At 63.5% G+C, this 19,535-nt stretch carries 11 protein-coding genes and 1 pseudogene; 1 reads left to right on the top strand and 11 read right to left on the bottom strand.

What is annotated here, in order from left to right:
- Positions 1–118: 118 nt before the first annotated feature.
- The 3 genes and pseudogenes from AC56QX_RS12430 to AC56QX_RS12420 all read right to left on the bottom strand — a co-directional run bounded on the left by AC56QX_RS12430 (position 119) and on the right by AC56QX_RS12420 (position 7,551).
- Complete coding sequence (locus AC56QX_RS12430; protein WP_497116232.1) at positions 119–2,530, bottom strand: circularly permuted type 2 ATP-grasp protein; 2,412 nt, start codon at positions 2,528–2,530, stop codon at positions 119–121.
- Between the two features lie 6 nt (positions 2,531–2,536).
- Positions 2,537–5,897 (bottom strand): annotated as a pseudogene (locus tag AC56QX_RS12425) (transglutaminase family protein).
- Between the two features lie 457 nt (positions 5,898–6,354).
- Positions 6,355–7,551: an acyl-CoA dehydrogenase gene (locus AC56QX_RS12420; RefSeq protein ID WP_497116230.1), complete on the bottom strand. Its 1,197-nt coding sequence runs from the start codon at positions 7,549–7,551 to the stop codon at positions 6,355–6,357.
- Between the two features lie 101 nt (positions 7,552–7,652).
- On the opposite strand from AC56QX_RS12420, the gene AC56QX_RS12415 reads away from it, so the two are divergent.
- Positions 7,653–8,564: a LysR family transcriptional regulator gene (locus tag AC56QX_RS12415; protein WP_497116228.1), complete on the top strand. Its 912-nt coding sequence runs from the start codon at positions 7,653–7,655 to the stop codon at positions 8,562–8,564.
- Here the strand turns inward: AC56QX_RS12415 and AC56QX_RS12410 are convergent, their stop codons facing one another.
- The 8 genes from AC56QX_RS12410 to AC56QX_RS12375 form a co-directional block, all read right to left on the bottom strand.
- Positions 8,565–10,889 carry a Tex family protein gene (locus AC56QX_RS12410; RefSeq protein WP_497116226.1) on the bottom strand — a complete coding sequence of 775 codons (2,325 nt, stop codon included), beginning with the start codon at positions 10,887–10,889 and terminating at the stop codon, positions 8,565–8,567.
- A gap of 128 nt (positions 10,890–11,017) precedes the next feature.
- Positions 11,018–12,199, bottom strand: a complete 1,182-nt coding sequence (locus AC56QX_RS12405) for a serine hydrolase domain-containing protein (protein ID WP_497116224.1) — start codon at positions 12,197–12,199, stop codon at positions 11,018–11,020.
- A gap of 32 nt (positions 12,200–12,231) precedes the next feature.
- A complete protein-coding gene (locus AC56QX_RS12400) occupies positions 12,232–13,428 on the bottom strand; it encodes a serine hydrolase domain-containing protein (RefSeq protein WP_497116222.1) in 1,197 nt (398 codons plus the stop codon).
- Between the two features lie 161 nt (positions 13,429–13,589).
- Positions 13,590–14,618 (bottom strand): extracellular solute-binding protein, encoded by a 1,029-nt coding sequence (locus AC56QX_RS12395; protein WP_027045458.1) that lies wholly within the window; start codon positions 14,616–14,618, stop codon positions 13,590–13,592.
- A gap of 29 nt (positions 14,619–14,647) precedes the next feature.
- Positions 14,648–15,460, bottom strand: coding sequence for an ABC transporter permease (locus AC56QX_RS12390; protein WP_497116220.1), 813 nt, complete (start codon positions 15,458–15,460; stop codon positions 14,648–14,650).
- A complete protein-coding gene (locus tag AC56QX_RS12385) occupies positions 15,453–16,382 on the bottom strand; it encodes an ABC transporter permease (RefSeq protein ID WP_023770430.1) in 930 nt (309 codons plus the stop codon). The genes AC56QX_RS12390 and AC56QX_RS12385 overlap by 8 nt, the downstream gene beginning before the upstream one ends.
- Positions 16,382–17,482: an ABC transporter ATP-binding protein gene (locus tag AC56QX_RS12380; protein WP_497116217.1), complete on the bottom strand. Its 1,101-nt coding sequence runs from the start codon at positions 17,480–17,482 to the stop codon at positions 16,382–16,384. The genes AC56QX_RS12385 and AC56QX_RS12380 overlap by 1 nt, the downstream gene beginning before the upstream one ends.
- 128 nt (positions 17,483–17,610) lie before the next feature.
- Positions 17,611–19,284, bottom strand: coding sequence for an amidohydrolase (locus AC56QX_RS12375; protein WP_497116215.1), 1,674 nt, complete (start codon positions 19,282–19,284; stop codon positions 17,611–17,613).
- Positions 19,285–19,535: the final 251 nt, after the last annotated feature.

Genomic DNA, 19,535 nt, shown 5'->3' with positions numbered 1-19,535 from the left:
CTTGCTTGCCGCAGGTTCTTGCTGCAAAACCGCGCGGCACTTTTGCGGAACCTGCCTAACTCTTTGTTTTGACGCAATTCCGGACGGAAAACCGATTCACACTTTTCCTGGAATTGCTCTAGCCGAAATAGGCTTTGGCGAGGCTGTTGTAGAGACCGCCTATTTCATAGGCGAGTTCGTCCAGCGCCTTTGCCGTCATGTCCGATGGCTCCTTGATGGCGATGGCGGTGTTGAGCTGCAGGATCTCCTTCGCCGCCGGCGACATGTGCCCCTCGCCGCCGACCGATGGCAACAGCCCGATCTCGGTCTTCAGCCTTTCCAACTGGAACAGGATGGAGCGCGGATTGAGCGGATCGAGCGCCAGAAGATCGATCACGGTGCGCCGGCCGGTCTGCACCGGATATTGCCGGCGGTGGGTCATGACGCTGTCGCCGATCTCCAGCATCATGTCGAGCGCGCCGTCCGGCGCCTTGGCGCGGGTCAGCCGGGACAGCGTACGGGCGATCTGGATGCCGCGTTCCAGCCGCCGGCCGATCTCGAGGAAGCGCCAGCCGGCGAAGCGGTACATGTTCTCGTGCAGCAGGCCGGAAAACCCTGCGAGCTTGCGCAGGATCACCGTCATCGCCCGTGTCGCGTCGTCGCCCGGCGCCACGGTCGTTGCGAACTGGTGGATGGTCTTCGACAGGTCCTTCAGCGCCAGCCAGCCATCGGGCGAGAAGCGGTCGCGGATCTGGCCGGCGCTGTAGACGGCGCTGTCGAGCGTGCCGATCAGACCGGACGGGATCGCCGTCTCGACGTCGATGCCGAACGGTTCGAGATAGTCCCTGATGTCGGCCAGCAACGGCATATCGGGGTCGGATGTCTCGGCCAGCCGCACATGGTAGGCGCGCAGGATGCGCACCGTGTCTTCCGAGCGCTCTATATAGCGGCCGAGCCAGGTCAGGTTTTCCGCCGCGCGGCTGGGCAGGCTGCCAGGCCTGGTGCGCGTGAAGCTGTCGCCCTCCTGCGGCAGCAGTGTCTCGCGCTCCACCGGCTTGTCGCTGACCACCCAGACGTCCGCCGCCTGACCGCCGCGCTGCATCGCGATCGCCGTCGGGTCGAGCGACAGGCCGACCCGGGCAAACCCGCCCGGCATCACCGTCCAGCCGTCGGGCGTGCGCGCCAGGTAGACGCGCAGGCTCGCCGGCCGCGGCTCCAGCCAGCCGCCGACAAAGACCGGCGTCGTCGACAGCGTCACCGCTTCCTGGCCGACGAAGGCGCCACCATCGCGTTCGATGCGCGCCACCAGCTCGGCCCGCTCCCCGGCCGACAAGGCGGAGCCGAGCGTGGTCTGGCCATCATCCTCGAAGGCAAGCCTTGTCGACAGCGCCGGGCCGACCACCATGCGGTCGATATTGGCCAGCACATGGGCGCGTTCGGTCGCTTGCCCGCACCACCATGTCGCGACGCTCGGCAGCAACAACTCCTCACCCCGCAGGGCGCGTGAAATCTTGGGCAGGAAGGCGAGCAGCGCCCGAGTCTCCATCAGGCCGGAGCCCAACGCATTAACGGTGGAAACCGCCCCTTGCCGGATCGCCTCGACCAGCCCCGGCGTGCCGATCTGCGAATCCGAACGCAGTTCGAGCGGATCGGCGAAGGCGGCATCGAGCCGCCGCCACAGCACGCTGATCGGCATCAGGCCGGAAACGGTGCGCACCATCAGCTTGCCGCCGGAGACGGTCAAATCCTCGCCCTCGAGCAGCATGATGCCGAGATAGCGGGCGATATAGGCGTGTTCGTAATAGGTTTCGTTGAGTGGTCCCGGCGTCAATATGGCGACGCGGCCGTCGCTTTCCCTGGCCATGCCGATCAGTGCGTCGCGAAAACGGCGGAAGAAGCCGGCGAGCCGGTGCACATGCATCTCGCCATAGATATCGGACAGCGCACGCGTGGTGGCGACGCGGTTTTCAAGCGCAAAGCCGGCGCCTGATGGCGCCTGCGTACGGTCGCCCAACACCCACCACTGGCCGTCTGGCCCGCGGCCAAGTTCGAAGGCACAGAAATGCAGGTAATGGCCGCCGGCCGGCGTGGCACCCACGACAGGTCGCAAATATTCAGGGCTGGCGGCGATCAATCCCGCCGGCAGGATGCCTTTTTCGACGAGCCGGTTCGGCCCGTAGATATCGGCGATGGTTTCCTCGAACAGTTCGGCGCGCTGGACGAGCCCGGCGCTGATCGCGGCCCATTCGGCGTCTTCGATGAGCAGGGGCACATGCGCCAGCGGCCATTCGCGCTCATTGGCGCCGGCCTTGTCGTAGACGCGGTAGTAGACGCCGGCATCACGCAGATACTGGTCGGCGCGGGCAAAACGCTGGCCGAGCTTCTCGGCACCAAGATCGTCGAGCGCCTCGATGAAATGCTTCCAGACCGGACGGGGATTGCCCGCAGCGTCGACCATCTCGTCGACGACGCCGTCGATCGGCTGGTAGTGCTCCAGCAGGCTATGGATCTGCGGCTTGCCGCGTATCCTTTTGTGATTCCCCTTTGCCATTGCTGATCAGAGTCTTGCCGGCCGCCTGAGGTCAAGGGTCATCGGGAAATCTTCCGCTGGTTGTTCCTCGCGCAGCACATAGCCTGATGGCGTGTGGCCGCGCGGTTCGAAGCGGGCGAGCCGCCGTGCTTCCGCTTCGTTGCCATTGACCGGGAAAGTGTCGTAGTTGCGGCCGCCGGGATGCGCGACATGGTAGACGCAGCCGCCTATCGCCCGGCCCGACCAGCGGTCATAGATGTCGAACACCAGCGGCGTGTTGACCGGTAGCGCCGGATGCAGGCCCGACGCCGGCTGCCAGGCCTTGAAGCGCACGCCCGCCACCGCCACTTCGCGATTGTCCGTGACCTTCATCGGCACGATGCGGCCGTTGCAGACGATGGCGTGGCGCTCCGGGTTCAGGCCTTCGGTCTTGACCTGCAGCCGTTCGACCGAGGAATCGACGAAGCGCACCGTGCCGCCGATCGTGCCTTGCTCGCCCATGACATGCCACGGCTCCAGCGCCTGCCGGAGTTCCAGCTTGATGCCGGCGTGCTGGACCTCGCCGCAGAAGGGAAAGCGGAATTCGAGCTGGGCGTCGAACCATTCTGGGCGGAACTCGAAGCCGTTAAGCTTGAGGTCGTCGAGCACATCGAGAAAGTCCGCCCAGACATGATGCGGCAGCATGAAGCGGTCGTGCAGCGATGTGCCCCAACGCACGAAACGGCCGTCGAGCGGGTTTCTCCACGCGCGGGCGATAATGGCGCGGACGAGAAGCTGTTGCGCCAGCGACATGCGCGCATTGGGCGGCATCTCGAAACCACGGAACTCGACAAGGCCCAGCCGCCCGGTCGGACCATCCGGCGAGAACAGCTTGTCGATGCAGATTTCCGAGCGGTGCGTGTTGCCGGTGACATCGGTCAGAAGATTGCGGAACAGCCGGTCGACCAGCCACGGCAGCGGCGCGTTGCCTTGATCGGGATGCGGCACCTGCGCCATGGCGATCTCAAGCTCGTAGAGCGAGATCGTGACGCGCCTCGTCGAAGCGCGGCGCCTGGCTGGTCGGGCCGATGAACAGGCCGGAGAACATATAGGATAGCGAGGGATGCCGCTGCCATTGCAGCACCAGGCTCTTCAACAGATCGGGCCGACGCAGGAACGGGCTGTCATTTGGCGTCGCGCCGCCGACCACGACATGGTTGCCGCCGCCGGTGCCGGTGTGGCGGCCATCGATCATGAACTTGTCGGCGCCAAGCCGGGTCAACCGCGCTTCCTCGTAGATCGCCGTCGTCGTCGCCACGCAATCCTGCCAGTTGGAAGCCGGATGGATGTTGACCTCGATGACGCCGGGATCGGGCGCGACACGGATGACGTTGAGGCGCGGGTCATGCGGCGGGCCATAGCCTTCGATGTGGACTGGTAGGCCAATCGCCTTCGCCGCGTTCTCGGCGGCGGCGACCAATTCGAGATAGTCTTCCAGCGCCTCGACCGGCGGCATGAACACGCAGAGCCGGCCGTCACGCGGCTCGACCGAAAGCGCCGTACGCACCGCGCCGCCGATCTCGGTGATCTCTTGTTCGACCCGGTCCTGCTGACCAGTCGCCGCTGTAAAGGACGCCGCCTGCTGGCGGCGTGCCATTTCATCCGCGCCTTCCAACTCGGCTGGCGCGGCGGTGGGGAGGATCGCCTCACGCGGCGGCAGCGCTCCACGCGGCAGCGACGGGTCTACGGGCACGATGTAGGGGAACTGGGCCGGCGGCACATAGGGCAGTGTGCCGAGCGGCAAGCGGTAGCCGACCGGTGAATCGCCCGGCACCAGGAACAGCCGGCCGCGCCGCGTCTTCCATTTTTCAGAACGCCAGCGTGGCCCCGACGCCTGGCTGTTCCAGCGCTGCACCGGCAGCACATAGCCCGACGGCTTGGTCAGCCCGCGTTCGAACACTTTCGCCATGCGGCTGCGTTCTTCCGGGTCTTCGAGCTTGGAATTGGACGGATCGACATTTTCCGGCAGCTTGCCTTCCTTGAGGAGCCATTCGGCCGGATCCTCATAGGCTTCGCTGACCATGGTCTTGTCGATGCCAAGCTCGCCAGCGATCGCTGTCAGCAGGCTTTCGGCCTGCTGTGGGCCGATATCGGCCGAACTCTTTTCCCGCGCAATCAGCGACGGATCGCTCCACACCGGCTGGCCGTCGGCGCGCCAATAGAGCGAGAAGGTCCAGCGCGGCAGGCTTTCACCCGGATACCATTTGCCCTGGCCATAGTGGAGGAAACCGCCCGGCGCAAAACGCTCGCGCAGTTTGCGGATCAGCGCATCGGCCTTTTCGCGTTTGGTCGGGCCGACGGCGGCAGTGTTCCATTCGGCGGACTCGAAATCGTCGATCGAGACGAAGGTCGGCTCGCCGCCCATGGTCAGCCGCACGTCTCCGGCCGCAAGTGCTGCATCGACCTTGTTGCCGAGCGCATCGAGCGCTTGCCAGCTCTCATCGGAGAATGGCTTGGTGATACGCGGATGCTCGGCGATGCGATCGACCCGCATCTCGAAGCCGAATTCGACATTGGCAAAGCTCGCCATGCCGGAAATCGGCGCCGCATTGCGGAAATGCGGTGTCGCGGCGAGCGGCACATGGCTCTCGCCGGTCAGCAGGCCGGAGGTCGGGTCGAAGCCGATCCAGCCGGCGCCAGGGAGATAGACCTCGCACCAGGCATGCAGATCGGTGAAGTCGACCGCGGTGCCAGCCGGTCCGTCGAGCGCGATGAGGTCAGGCTTCAGCTGGATCAGATAGCCGGAGACGAAGCGCGCGGCGATGCCGAGATTGCGCAGGATCTGCACCAGCAGCCAGCTCGAATCCCGGCACGATCCCTTGCCGGCGGCCAGCGTTTCCTCCGGCGAGAACACGCCGGTCTCCATGCGCACGATGTAGGCGATCTCGCGCTGCAGCCTCGCATTGAGGTCGACGAGGAAATTGACCGTGTTGGGAGCACTGCGCTCGACAGTCCTGAGGAAGGCCGCGAGCAGCGGACCCGCCGGCTCAGGCGTGCGGTAGATGGCGAGATCGTCGCGTATCTCTTCCGGGTACTCGAACGGAAACGCCTCGGCCGAGGGCTCGACGAAGAAATCGAACGGATTGTAGACCGTCATGTCGGCGACGAGGTCGACCTCGATCTTCAGCTCGCTCACCGGCTCCGGGAAAACGAAACGGGCAAGGAAGTTGCCATACGGGTCTTGCTGCAAATTGACGAAGTGGTTCGCCGGCTCGACCTTCAAAGAGTGGCTGAGCACCTTGGTACGCGAATGCGGTGCCGGCTGCAGCCTGATGATCTGGGGCCCGAGAACCACCGGCCGGTCATATTTGTAGTGGGTCAGGTGGTAGACGGCTGCCAAAATTGCCATGGGGCCCCGGAGATCGGCGTTTCAGATGAATTCGCCGAACCCTGACACATCTGCCGGCCATTCTCCAAGCACAGATGTTGCGGTGCACCTAATTTAAGCACGCAAGAACCGCGCAACCGCGCCTATAATTGGCTAACAGCCTCCATCACCTCGTCATCCTAGGGCGCAGCAGTCGCGAAGCGACGTCGCGGAGACCCTAGGATCCATGCCGCGACTTTCGAGCACCACAACGGTGAAATCTTGTTATCTCGCGCACCCTTGCGCCATTCTGAACCGCTGCATTCTACGACAGATATTACGGCATGGATCCTAGGGTCTGCGCCGCGTCGCTTCGCTCCTTGCTCCGCCCTAGGATGACGAAGCAAGGAGACGCCTTGCACAATCACGAAGGCTTGCGAATTGCCCCAGCGATGGATCTCCGCTGCCAGTCGCCACCGTCGCGATTGCCAGCCAATGCTTAAAAGAAGGCCTGAATGCCCGTCTGCGCCCGTCCCAGGATCAGTGCGTGCACGTCATGCGTGCCCTCATAGGTGTTGACGGTCTCCAAATTCTGCGCGTGGCGCATGACGTGGTAGCCGATCTGGATTCCGTTGCCGCCATGCATGTCACGCGCCTGGCGGGCGATGTCGAGCGCCTTGCCGCAATTGTTGCGCTTGACGATCGAGATCATCTCCGGCGCCATCTTGCCTTCATCGAGCAGCCGCCCGACGCGCAACGAAGCCTGCAATCCCAGCGCGATCTCGGTCTGCATGTCGGCGAGCTTCTTCTGGTAGAGCTGCGTGCCGGCCAGCGGCTTGCCAAACTGCTTGCGGTCGAGGCCATACTGGCGGGCGCGGTGCCAGCAATCTTCCGCCGCTCCCATCGAGCCCCATGAGATGCCGTAGCGAGCCCGGTTGAGGCAGCCGAACGGGCCGCCGAGCCCCTTGGCGTTGGGCAGCAGCGCGTCTTCGCCGACCTCGACGCCTTCCATCACCACCTCGCCGGTGATCGACGCCCGCAGCGACAGCTTGCCGCCGATCTTCGGCGCCGAAAGGCCCTTCATGCCCTTTTCCAGCACGAAACCGCGGATCTCGTCCTTGCCGTTCTCGCCCTTCAGCTTCGCCCAGACGACGAACACATCGGCGACCGGCGCGTTGGAAATCCACATCTTGGAGCCGGAGAGCTTGTAGCCGTTGGCGGTCTTTTCGGCGCGTGTCTTCATGCCGCCGGGGTCGGAGCCGGCATCCGGCTCGGTCAGGCCGAAACAGCCGATCCACTCGCCGCTGGCGAGCTTGGGCAGATACTTCTTGCGCTGTTCATCCGAGCCATAGGCATAGATCGGATACATCACCAGCGACGACTGCACTGACATCATCGAGCGATAGCCGGAATCGACACGTTCGACTTCTCGTGCGACCAGCCCGTAGGTCACATAGGTGGAGCCGAGCCCGCCGAATTCTTCCGGAATGTTGATGCCGAGCAGGCCGGCATCGCCCATCTCGCGAAAGATCGCGGTGTCGAAGGTTTCGTTGAGATAGGCGTCCTCGATGCGTGGCGCCAGCTTGTCGGCCGCGAAGGCCGCCGCGCCGTCGCGCACCATGCGCTCGTCTTCCGAAAGCTGGTTCTCGATCAGGAACGGGTCTTCCCAGACGAATGCATTCTTGTCGGCGGCCATGGCTTCTCGGTCCTTAAACGGTGAAGCCCGGCTTATCGGCCCGTGGGCTTAAAAAATCAAACGAAATTGCTTCACAGATCAATGAGCGTTAGGAATGGATCATGAGTGTCCAGCGCCGCCTCTTGCCAAACATCAGCGCCCTCGCCGCCTTCGAGGCGGTGGCCCGGCTTGGCAGTTTCACCGCCGCCGCACAGGAGCTGGATCTGACCCAAGGTGCGGTCAGCCGACAGATCAGACTGCTCGAAGATCAGTTCGGCCGCCGGTTGTTCGAGCGCGACAGCCGCAATGTCCGACTGTCGACAGCGGGCGAAGCCTACGCCGAGGCGGTGCGGTCAGCCCTTGGCCAATTGCGCGATGCCGCTCTCGGATTGATGAGCAATCGGCATAGTGGCATCCTGAACCTTGCCATTTTGCCGACCTTTGGCACGCGCTGGCTGATGCCGATGATCCCCGATTTCGTCGAGAATAACCCCGACATCACCATCAACTTCGTCACCCGCGTCGGCCGTTTCGACTTCGCCAGGGAGAGGCTGGATGCCGCCATCCATTACGGCCTGCCGGACTGGCCGGAAGCGGACTCGACGCTTCTGGTGCGCGAAACGGTGGCGCCGGTGGTGTCGCCCGCTTTCCTCGCTGGCCGCGCCATCGCCGCGGCAGCCGACATCGGCCGCCTGCCGCTGCTGCACATGGCAACGCGCCCCGGCGCCTGGACGGAATGGTTCGAGCACCAAGGCCTGAACGCGCCGACCGGACCCGGAATGCAGTTCGAACAGTTCGGCACCGCCGCCCAGGCTTGCATGGCTGGCCTCGGCGTCGCGCTGTTGCCGCTGCTGCTGATCGCGGGCGAACTACAGCGCGGCCAACTCGTTCCCGCGCCCGGCCAGCCCATGCAAAGCCGCAGCGCCTACTACCTCGTCGTCCCGCACGACAAGCGCGGCCATCCGCCGGTCGCCAGTTTTCGCGACTGGCTGCTGGGCCAGCTTGAGAAGGAGCCGGCTGTTCTGGCCTGGTAGCTACTTCCGCTTCAAGGCATCCGCCAATGCCGCGCCGAAGGCGCCTTGCTGGGCCGGCCGCTCCGGCTGGCGCTGCGGCGTTGGCGAGCGCGGCGCCGGCCTGCCGCCGCCATTGTCGCGCGGCCCACCTTTCGATGCGCCGCCCTCGCCGCCATCCTTACGCATGGAAAGGGCAATCCGCTTGCGCTTGATGTCGACATCGACGACGCGCACCTTCACCACGTCGCCGGCCTTCACCACCTCATGCGCGTCCTTGATGAAACGGTCGGCCAGTTGCGAGACGTGCACCAGCCCATCCTGATGGACACCGATATCGACGAAGGCGCCGAAGGCGGCAACATTGGTCACGGTGCCTTCCAAGAGCATGCCGGGCTTCAAATCCTTGATGTCGTCGACGCCGTCGGCAAAGGTCGCCGTCTTGAAGCCGGGGCGCGGATCGCGGCCGGGCTTTTCCAGCTCGGCCAGGATGTCGCGCACCGTCGGCAGGCCAAAACGCTCGTCGACGAAGACGCGCGGGTCGAGCGCTTTCAGCGCGGCACTGTCGCCCATTAGCGAACGAACATCGCGGCCGCAGGCGGCGACGATCTTCTTGGCCACGCCATAGGCTTCCGGATGCACCGACGAGGCGTCAAGCGGCTCGCTGCCATTGGCAATGCGCAGGAAGCCGGCGGATTGTTCGAACGCGCGCGGTCCAAGCCGCGGCACCTTGAGCAGGTCCTTGCGGCTGGCGAAGGGGCCGGTCGCATCACGATGCGCGACGATGGCGTCGGCGAGCGACGCGCCAAGACCTGATACACGCGCCAGCAGCGGCGCCGAGGCGGTGTTGAGATCGACGCCGACCGCATTGACCGCATCCTCGACCACTGCTTCCAGCGAGCGGCCGAGCCGGTACTGGTCGACATCGTGCTGGTACTGGCCGACGCCGATCGACTTGGGTTCGATCTTGACCAGTTCGGCCAGCGGATCCTGCAGCCGCCGCGCGATCGAGACCGCGCCGCGCAGTGATACGTCGAGACCAGGAAATTCCGCCGCCGCCGTCGCCGAAGCCGAATAGACCGAGGCGCCGGCCTCGCTGACAATCACCTTGAGCGGCTTCGGCCCGCCATCGGAAGGCATGTCGGACAGCATGTCCGCCACCAGCTTTTCCGTCTCGCGGCTGCCGGTGCCGTTGCCGATCGAGATCAGCTCGACCTTGTGCAGGCGGATGAGCTTGGCGAGTTCGGCCTGCGTGCCGCGCACATCGTTCTTCGGCGGGAACGGATAGACCGTCGTCGTTGTCAGCACCTTGCCGGTGCCGTCGACCACGGCAACCTTGACGCCGGTGCGGATGCCGGGATCGAGACCCATCGTGGCACGCGAACCGGCGGGCGCGGCGAGCAGCAGATCCTTGAGGTTGCGGGCAAAGACATGGATTGCCTCTTCCTCGGCCCGCTCGCGCAGGTCGCGCATCAGATCGAGCGTCAGGTGCAGCGAAAGCTTGATACGCCAGGTCCAGCCGGCGACGTCCATCAGCCAGCGGTCGCCCGGCAGGCTGGCGCCGATGGCATAGGCATTGGCGATCATCCGCTCGACCGGTTTCACCGGCGAGGTGTCGTCGGCATCGACCTCGATGTCGAGCGACAGTATCTCCTCGTTGCGGCCGCGAAGCATGGCCAGTGCGCGATGGCTCGGCACATTTGCCCAGCGCTCGACATGGTCGAAATAGTCCGAGAATTTCGCGCCGGCCTCCTGCTTGCCGTCGACCACCCTGGCGCGCATGAAGGCGCGTTCCTTCATGTAAGTGCGCAGCTTGCCGACCAGATCGGCATTTTCGGCGAACTGTTCCGACAGGATGTCGCGCGCGCCTTCGAGTGCCGCCTTGGCATCGGCCACCTGCTCGGTGACATAGGCGAGCGCCAACTCGGCAGGCACCAGCGAACGGTTGGCAAGAATGGCTTCCGCCAGCGGCCCCAGCCCACGCTCCCTGGCGATCTCGGCCTTGGTGCGGCGCTTGGGCTTGTAGGGCAGGTAGATGTCTTCGAGTTCCGCCTTGGTAGCGGCAGCGGCGATCTTGCCCTCGAGCTCAGTGGTCAGCTTGCCCTGTTCGCGGATCGAACCAAGGATGGTGTCGCGGCGGGCATCGAGTTCGCGCAGATAGGCCAGCCGCTCGGCAAGGTCGCGCAGCTGCGTGTCGTCGAGCCCGCCGGTCACCTCCTTGCGGTAACGCGCCACGAACGGCACCGTCGCGCCCTCGTCGAGCAGTTCGATCGCCGCGGCCGCCTGTTCGGGCCGCGCCTTGATCTCGGCGGCGATGATGGCTGCGATGCGCTTTATGTCGGATGCCATGTCATTCCCACTCTTCTCGAAAAGAGCGGCGACCATAGGCGCAGACACTCAGTCCGCCAACCGCCGCGTTCCCATCAAGCCGGCGGGTCCACAGGAAAGCGCGCGCTAATGTGGCGGCCAGAATGCGATCAGACGGTCCGGCTCAGCGCTTCGAAAAACGCGACAATCTCGGCATCGAGCGGATCGTCGACCGGCACCGGCTGCGACGACATCTTGGCAATGACGACTTCGGTCGTGGGATCGACATAGAGCCACTGGCCGTGGATGCCGATGCCGCAATAAGCGCCGTTCTCATGTCCGGTCTGGTACCATTTGTTGCGGTAACGGCCTTTTGGGAACAGCGGCAGCATCGCGCCACGCTGCCAGGCGTCCGCGCTGCCGCCGGTGCTGACCGTGTCGCGCACCCAGGCCTCCGGCACGATGCGGCGGCCATTGACTGTCCCGCCTTGCCGCATCATCTCGCCGACGCGCGCCAGGTCGCGCGGTGTCACCGAAATGCCGCCGGCGGTGCGTGCCGTGCCTTCCATGTCGACGCCGATCGAGGCTTCGCTGAACGTGCCAAGCGGCAGCCACAGTCTCTCGCGCATCAGCTCGGTGAAGCGCTGGCCGGATGCCCCTTCGAGCAGCAGGCCGAGCAGGTCGGAATTGGGCGAACGGTAGCGGAAGGTCTGGCCATGCGGCTCGGCCAGCCGCTGCAGGCTCAGGATGAATTCGCGCAGGCTTTCCGTGCCGCCGCCCGGGTTCCACAGCGTGGCGCGGCGGTAGCGGGCAAAAGTGCTTTCCGGGTCGAGATAGGCTTCCTCGAAATCGAGGCTGACGCTCATGTCGAGCACATGCCGGCAACTGGCATCGCCATAGGCCGAGCCGGCGGCTTCGGGAATATACTGCGTCACCGGCGCTTCCGGATCGAACACCCCCTCGCCTTCCAATATGCCGGCGATAATGGCGGTGACCGACTTGCTGATCGAGAAGATGATGTGGCGGGCGCCGAAATCCATATGAGGCGCGAACCAGTCGCCAATGATCTTGCCGCCCTTCATCACCGTCAGCGCGTCGGTGCTGGAGCGCGTGAGGAATTCGGCCACTGTCTCCGGCGTGCTGGCCACCGAAACCTTTTCGCCGAGCAGGCCGCCCATATCCCGTGCGGGTGCCTCGGCACCGGCCGGTGCCGCAGCCACGCGTGCCGTCGGCACCAGTTCGCCAAGGTTCTGGAACGACCATCGGCTGAACGGGTTTTCCCGCCAGTTGGAAAGCAGCACCTCGTTGCGGCGGAAGCCGTAGCGGGTTTCGAACGCGGTCTTGCCGGTCATGGCGTTTCCTCAGGGTCTTTTCGTCTTGAGATTCAGGCGAGCGCGGCGGCGATGGCGTGCACCGCCTTCAGCGTCGCCGTGGAGTAGGCGAGATTGCTGAAATCCGGCCAGGTCGACAGCTTCACCACGACCATTCCTGTGTTCCAGTCGATATGGATCATCTGTCCGAACACGCCCCGGCACATCAGCGCGCGCGAGCTGGAATTCTCGATCCAGAACTGGTTGCGGTAGCTGCCTTCGGGCAGGCTGGGGCCGAAGTCCGCACCATGCTTGCCATTGCGCGTCGCCTCGATCCAGTCGGCCGGCACGATGCCGCCGCCATTGTCGAGGATCAGCTGGCCGAAGCGGCCATAGTCGCGCAGCGTGGCGTTGAAGCCGCCATCGGCCACGGCATAGCCGGCGCTGTCGACGGTGAAGCAGGCGCTTTCGTCAGCGCCGAGCTTTTGCCAGAGCTCTTCGGAAACCAGCTGCGGCAGACGCTTGCCCGTCACCCGTTCCATGATGAAGGCGAGCACGTCGGTCTCGATCGAGCGGTATTCGAACGCCGCCCCGTGCGGGCGGACTGTTTCCGTAAGTCCCAAAATCAGCTCATACATATGCGAGGGCCAGCGAAACTCCGGATCGCTGCTTGGCGGCACCGGCTTCCAGCCCGTCGCAACATCGACCTGGCCGATGTCCGAATAGCGGTCGGTATACTCCTCGGAGAAACGCACGCCGCTCGTCATATCGAGCACATGCTGGACGCTGGCGCCGGCCCAGCCCGTGGCCGCGAGTTCCGGCAAATAGTCGGTCACCGGCCTGGCCGGATCGATCAGCCCGCGTCCGGCCAGTATGCCGAACACCGCGCCGGTGACGGACTTGGCCATCGACTGCGACAGATGCAGCGTGCGCTCATCCATGCCGTTGAAATAGCGCTCATAGGCGACCTTGCCGTTCTTGAGCACCAGGAAGCCGTCCGTATAGGTCTCGTCGAGTAGCCCGGCGAGCGTGGCCGGCTTGCCCTCGCTGTCCTCGACCGCCAGCCCGTCAAGATCGACCTCGGCGCGTTCGAGACGATGGCGATGGCCGTTGCCGCGCCAGACTTCGGCGGTCGGCAGGATTTCCCTGATGTGCTGGAACGCCCAGCGGTTCCATGGCGGCCGGTCCCAGTCGAGCTTCGGCGGCACCATGGCGGGCGGCGAGCCCTGCATGATCGGCGGCCGCGGATCGCTGTTGCGGTAAGATGTCATGGAACCCTCCCACGATGCATGCCGCCCAAAAGTGCGTAGCGGTTTTGGGACGACGACATGCATGAAAACAGGAATTTGCAGCGTCATGTGAGCCCTCCACATGCGACGCGTCGCAAAGAAGGGAGGCCGAAGCCTCCCTTCCGCTGGACTTCAGACCGAACCTATTTGCGCAAATTGGTCCAGATTTTGTTGTAGATCTCCACCACATCGGGCGGACAGGGCGGAACGAATTCCGCCACCGGCGCGCCTGCCGGCGGATTGAGTTCCGGCGAATTGGCGAAATCCGGCTGCAGGAACTTATGGCTGCCGGCAATGCCGTTGTCGTAGCCGGCGAATTCCGAGATCAGCGCCGCATTTTCCGGGGCCATGATGAAATCCTGAAACAGCTTGGCATTGTCGAGGTTCTTGGCGCCCTTCAGCACAGCCACATTGTCCATCCAGCCTTCGATGCCTTCCTTCGGATAGGCATATTTGATGGCCGGGATCTTCTGCCGCGAGCGGTAGGTCGCGCCGTTCCACTGTTCCGTCACGATCACGTCGCCGGAGGTGATCTTGGTGATGGTGTCGTAGCTGAAGGTCTTCCAGGACGGCTTGGCGGCCGTCAGGATGTCGTTGACCTTTTTCAGATTGGCCTTGTCGGCACCGCAGCGCGGCACGCCGGCATAGCGCTCGGCCGCATGCATGACGGTGTTGACGTCGTCGAGGATGTTGATCTGGCCCTTCAGCTCCGCCGGCGGGTCGAAAAGGATGGCCAGCGTGTCGATGTTGCCCTTGAACTTGTCCGTGTTGACGGCGAACGCCGTGGTGCCGAACTGCCAGGGCGCGGTGTAGTGGCGGCCGCTGTCCCAATAGATGTCGAGGAAACGCGGATCGATGTTCTTGCCGTTCGGCATCGCGTTAGGCTCGGTCTTTTCGAGCAGGCCCTCGTCGACCATGATCTTCACCGTGTAGTCGGACGGCACCACGATGTCGTAGCCGGAATTGCCGGCACGCACCTTCGACAGCATGGTTTCGTTGGAATCATAGTCGTCCAGCGTGACCTTGATGTTGTACTGTTTCTCGAACTTTTCGATCAGCTTGGGATTGGTGTAGTCACCCCAATTGTAGATATGCAGCTCGCCATCGGCGAGTGCGGGCACCGCCCACAACAGCACTGCCGTCGAAACGGCAGCCATCAGTTTCCTAGACATTTTTTGTTCTCCTTTGCCTTCCCATTGATTCACTTGGCGCGTCGGCGCGCGATCAGGAACGATACCGAGACGAAGAGGATCGAGACCAGGAGCAGGATGGTGGAGATGGCATTGATCTCCGGCGTCATCGGCCGCCTGATCTGGTTCCAGATGTAGAGAGGCAGGGTCGTCTGGCCGGGGCCGGAGACGAGCTGCGTGATGGTGAAATCGTCGAAGGAGACGATGAAGGCGAGTGCCGCACCCGACATGATCCCGGGAACAAGCAACGGCAGTGTTATGCGCCGGAACGCATGCCACGGCGTGGCGTAGAGATCGGCCGCGGCGGATTCGAGCGTCAGGTCCATGTCCTCGAGACGCGCCCGGATCGGCATGTAGGCGAAGGGAATGCAGAACACCGTATGGGCGAGGATCAGATTGCCGATGCCGAAATTCAGACCGAAGGCCCCGGCGATCAAGGCGAAGAAGGACAAGGTCGCCACTGCCGTGATGATCTCGGGAACCATCAGTGGCAGGTTGATGACCATGAAGGCGGCAGGCAGGCCACGCCACGGCTTCACCCGGGTCATACCGATCGCCGCCAGCGTGGCGCAGATCGTCGAAATGATCGTCGCGCTCACCGAGATGATCAGCGTGTTCTCGGCGGCGTTGTGGAATTCCTCATTGAGCAGTGCAGTGCCGTACCAGGTCAGGCCAACGCCCTCCCAATGGGTGACGAGCGAACCCGTGTTGAACGAAAAGATCATCAGGATCAGGATCGGGACGTAAAGCACGGCAACGCAGATGATGGCGATCGTGCGGAACCCGGGCTGGTCCTTGATATCGACGTTGCGGGGATCAGCCATGCTGGATCTTCCCCGACGTGGTGCGAACATAGAAGTAGAGGGCGACCAGCACCGCGGCCATCAGGATCAGCGCTTGGGCGCAGCCGAGCGGCCAGTTGCGCCCGGAACCGAATTGCTGGGCGATGAGATCGCCGATCATCAGATGGATGCCGCCGCCAAGGATCAGCGGCGTCACATAGGCGCCGAGGGCGGGGATGAAGACGAGCAGACAGCCGGCAATGATGCCGGGCAGCGACAGCGGAATGATCACCCGCCAAAGAACTTGCCGGCGCGTCGCGTAAAGGTCGTTGGCCGCCTCGACCAATCGGAAATCCAGTTTTTCCAGGCTGGCATAGAGCGGCAGGATCATGAACGGCAGGAACGAGTAGAGCAGGCCGAGCTGGATAGCGAAGTTGGTGTAAAGCATGGTGATCGGCTTATCGATCACGCCAAGCCCGATCAGTAGGTTGTTGATGAGACCTTCGTCGCGGATGATGAACATGATGGCCAGCGTGCGCACCAGAAGGTTCGACCAGAACGGGATGGTGATCAGCAGCACCCACCAGTTGCGCTGCGCCGGCGTGCGCGTGGCCATGAAGTAGGCGGTCGGAAAACCCAGCAGCAGGCAGATGACCGTCGTCACCACGGCGAACAGAAACGAGCGCAGATAGATGATCAGGAAATCCGGCGTGAACTGCAGCGTGTCGTCGAAAATATCCTGCTGAAACAGGAAGTTCAGATAGGCGTCCGTCGAAAACTTCCATTGCACGCCGCCATAGGGCGCGGCCTGGAGAAACGAATAGACCAGGATGATCAGCAGCGGCAGCACGCCGAAAATTCCGATGACGATCAGCGCCGGCAGGGAAAGCAGGCGGTTGCGCCTGGCGCTTGCTTTCTCGGCCTTGGCTTCGAACAACGCGGCTTGGGAAAGCGCCATCGTCATCAGTCCTTCAGTATCCGCGCGCCGTCATCCTCGAACACGATGCCCACCTTGGCGCCCGGCTCGAATGTCACCGCGCCGGACCGGCTGTTCTGGTGACGCACGATGAAGTTGTCACCGCCGTCGAGCTTGACGTGGTAGTGCGTGTCGGTGCCGAAATAGACGATATTCTCCAGAGTTCCGGCGACCGTGCCCTTTGACACATCGGCGATCAGATCCGCATGCTCAGGCCGCACCACGACCGTGACTGCACCCGAGGGATCGAAGTTCTCCGGGAACCCTGCCGCCACGGTTGCGCCGGAGGCGAGCTTCACGGTGGCGATGCCGGATTTCTTCGACACCACGGTACCCTTGAGGAAATTGGTCTCGCCGATGAAGTCGGCGACGAAGCGTTCGGCCGGTCGGTCGTAAATGTCGCGCGGCGCGCCTACCTGCAGGATCTTGCCCGCCGACATCACCGCGATGCGGTCCGACATGGTCAGCGCTTCTTCCTGGTCGTGGGTGACGAAGATGAAGGTGATGCCGGTCTCGTGCTGCAGCCGCTTCAGCTCGATCTGCATTTCCTTGCGCAGCTTGTAATCGAGCGCGGAGAGCGGCTCGTCGAGCAGCAGCACTTTCGGCTGCGGTGCGAGCGCCCGCGCCAGCGCCACGCGCTGCTGCTGGCCGCCGGAGATCTGGCTGGTGCGGCGATTGCTCAGCGCTTCCATCTTGACCAGTTTCAGCATCTGGGCGACCCGCGCCGTAATCTCGGCCTTCGGCTTGCCCAGCATTTCCAGGCCGAAGCCGATGTTGTCCGCCACCGTCATGTGCGGGAACAGTGCGTAGGACTGGAAGACGGTGTTGACCGGCCGCTTGAAGGGCGGCAACGGCGCGATGTCCTGTCCGTAGAGCAGGATTTCGCCGGCGCTCGGAAAATCGAAGCCGGCTATCAGCCTCAAGAGCGTCGTCTTTCCGCAGCCGGAGGGTCCGAGCAGTGTGAAAAACTCATTTTCGCGGATGGAGACGGAAACGGTATCCAGTGCGGCGACTTGCGCCTCCCCAGTGCCGAATACCTTGCGCACACCACGGACTTCGATCGCATTCTTACCCGGTATTTCCGGCACGATTACCCCATTGAGAGAAGCCTGCTCTTGGCGGCAGGTGTCGTTCCTGTTTGATTGTCATCACAAGCCGATCGGCTTGGCAACTGCGGAGCTGAATCTTGATTCAGGACGCAAGTCCCGTGCCACCGTCAGGCTTGATAAGTCACCTTGCCCCCGCAGATGGTCGTCACCGGCCGCACGGCATGCAGCGCTTCCGGCGCGGTTGTTTCGATATCGGCCGAGAGCACCACCAGATCGGCCAGGTATCCTGGCTTCAGGCGGCCTTTTCGGTGTTCGGCGAATTCGGCATAGGCGCCTTCGATCGTATAGGCTGCAACAGATTCCAGCAGCGAGAAGCTCTGGTCGGGATCGCCCTCTGCCCACGGTTTGCGCAGCACTGCCGCCTGAATGCCCAGGATCGGATCGACCGGCGACACCGGCCAGTCCGAAGCGAAGACGACGCGCGCACCGGCCTCTTTCAACGTTCGCCAGGCATAGCTCAGCGGCCATTTCTTGCGGCCGATGCGCGACAGTGTCGGCTCCAGCGGAAAGTTGAGCGCGCCGGGCGGATGCGCCGGCTGCATCGACGCGATGACGCCAAGCTCGGAAAAGCGCGGCACGTCGGTCTCCGTCGTGACCTCGATGTGCTCGATCCGATGCCGGCTGTCGCGCCTGCCGTTTTTCTTCTGCGCAGCCTCATAGCCGTCGAGTACCGCGCGCACCGCACCATCGCCAATCGAGTGCACCGCGATCTGCAGGCCACGACGATCGGCTTCCACCGCCACTTCGGCGAAATGCTCCGGCGTAAACAACGGCTCGCCGGACCAGTCCGGACGATCCGCATAAGGCTCGACCATCACAGCCGTCCATGAATCGAGCACGCCGTCATAGAACACCTTGACCATGCCCGACGACAGCCATTCCGATTTGTAGGTCGAAGCCATCGTCGATGCCTTTTCAAGCATGCCGAGGTCCATGAAGTTCTTGAAGTGAAAAGGGATTTTCGTACGGCACAGCAATCGCCCTTCCGCCTCCAGGCGGGCAAGCAACTCGAGCTGGTAGAGGTTGCCGTCCATGTTCTGGATCGACGTGATGCCGTGGCGGGCGCACCATTCCAGGCCGCGATGCATCAGATCTCGATCGGCGGCAAGTTCCTCGGCGGACGGATAGGGTTCCGGCTCACCGCCCGTAAGACCAAGCCGTGTGCGGTTCTGCCCGAAATGCTCCAGGATCGGGCCGAAAGCCTCGCCCTCGCGCAATTCACCCGCCGCGAGGCCATCGGCACCCATCACGATCTCATTGCCCGGTCCCAATTCCCTGCCATGCAGGAGGCCCGCCTCTTCCAGCGCCTTGGTGTTCGCCCACATCGTATGATGGTCGGAGGCCGACATGGCGAACGGGCGATCGGGGATGATTTGGTCGAGATGGTGGCGCGTGACCGGCTCGGGCAGGATCGCATAGTCGACGCCGGCGCCGATCAGAAGCCTGGCGTTGGGCCGCGCCGCGGCAAAGGACTGGATAGCATCGCGCAAGGCATCGAAGCCATGCACGCCAGCCAGATGCAGATTGTCGAGTTCAGCCGCGCCGCCGAACAGATGCATATGAGCTTCGATGAAACCGGGCAGGACCGAACCGCCCTTGGCGTCGATCACCTGTGTGGCCGTTCCCTTGAGCTCTTCGATTGCAGCGCGGCTGCCGATGGCGATGATGGCGCCGTCCTTGACGGCAACTGCCTCGGCGGCGGGATTGTCATCGTCCATGGTCAACACACGACCGTTGATGACGATCAGATCCGCACTACGACCCGCACCCGTGACAGACATCGCGACTCCGCGCTTTTGATGACCGATTGAGACCGACAATCCTCTTGTCCGACAGGCTGCCACGTCACCGCGGCTATCGGACGAAAAGTGATGCCAGTGCGCTGTTTTGAAATTCCCCTTGTGATCTCCGAAAACAGCGTGGATAAAAGAATGCGACTGATTATTCGCGTTTGTCAACATGCGGAATTTCGAATGTATTGTGGATAGCACCCTGCGCCTGTGTTGAGACCGGGCGGGGAACGAGGACATCA

Source organism: Mesorhizobium sp. RCAM 06353 (genome assembly GCF_059683585.1).
This window is presented reverse-complemented; position numbering and strand designations above follow the sequence as displayed.

Excerpts from the sequence above, each read along its gene's own strand:
- AC56QX_RS12375 (WP_497116215.1), bottom strand. The coding sequence starts at position 19,284 with ATGTCTGTCACGGGTGCGGGTCGTAGTGCGGATCTGATCGTCATCAAC.
- AC56QX_RS12410 (WP_497116226.1), bottom strand. The coding sequence starts at position 10,889 with ATGGCATCCGACATAAAGCGCATCGCAGCCATCATCGCCGCCGAGATC.
- AC56QX_RS12390 (WP_497116220.1), bottom strand. The coding sequence starts at position 15,460 with ATGGCTGATCCCCGCAACGTCGATATCAAGGACCAGCCCGGGTTCCGC.
- AC56QX_RS12415 (WP_497116228.1), top strand. The coding sequence starts at position 7,653 with ATGAGTGTCCAGCGCCGCCTCTTGCCAAACATCAGCGCCCTCGCCGCC.
- AC56QX_RS12420 (WP_497116230.1), bottom strand. The coding sequence starts at position 7,551 with ATGGCCGCCGACAAGAATGCATTCGTCTGGGAAGACCCGTTCCTGATC.
- AC56QX_RS12400 (WP_497116222.1), bottom strand. The coding sequence starts at position 13,428 with ATGACATCTTACCGCAACAGCGATCCGCGGCCGCCGATCATGCAGGGC.
- AC56QX_RS12405 (WP_497116224.1), bottom strand. The coding sequence starts at position 12,199 with ATGACCGGCAAGACCGCGTTCGAAACCCGCTACGGCTTCCGCCGCAAC.
- AC56QX_RS12430 (WP_497116232.1), bottom strand. The coding sequence starts at position 2,530 with ATGGCAAAGGGGAATCACAAAAGGATACGCGGCAAGCCGCAGATCCAT.
- AC56QX_RS12395 (WP_027045458.1), bottom strand. The coding sequence starts at position 14,618 with ATGTCTAGGAAACTGATGGCTGCCGTTTCGACGGCAGTGCTGTTGTGG.
- AC56QX_RS12385 (WP_023770430.1), bottom strand. The coding sequence starts at position 16,382 with ATGACGATGGCGCTTTCCCAAGCCGCGTTGTTCGAAGCCAAGGCCGAG.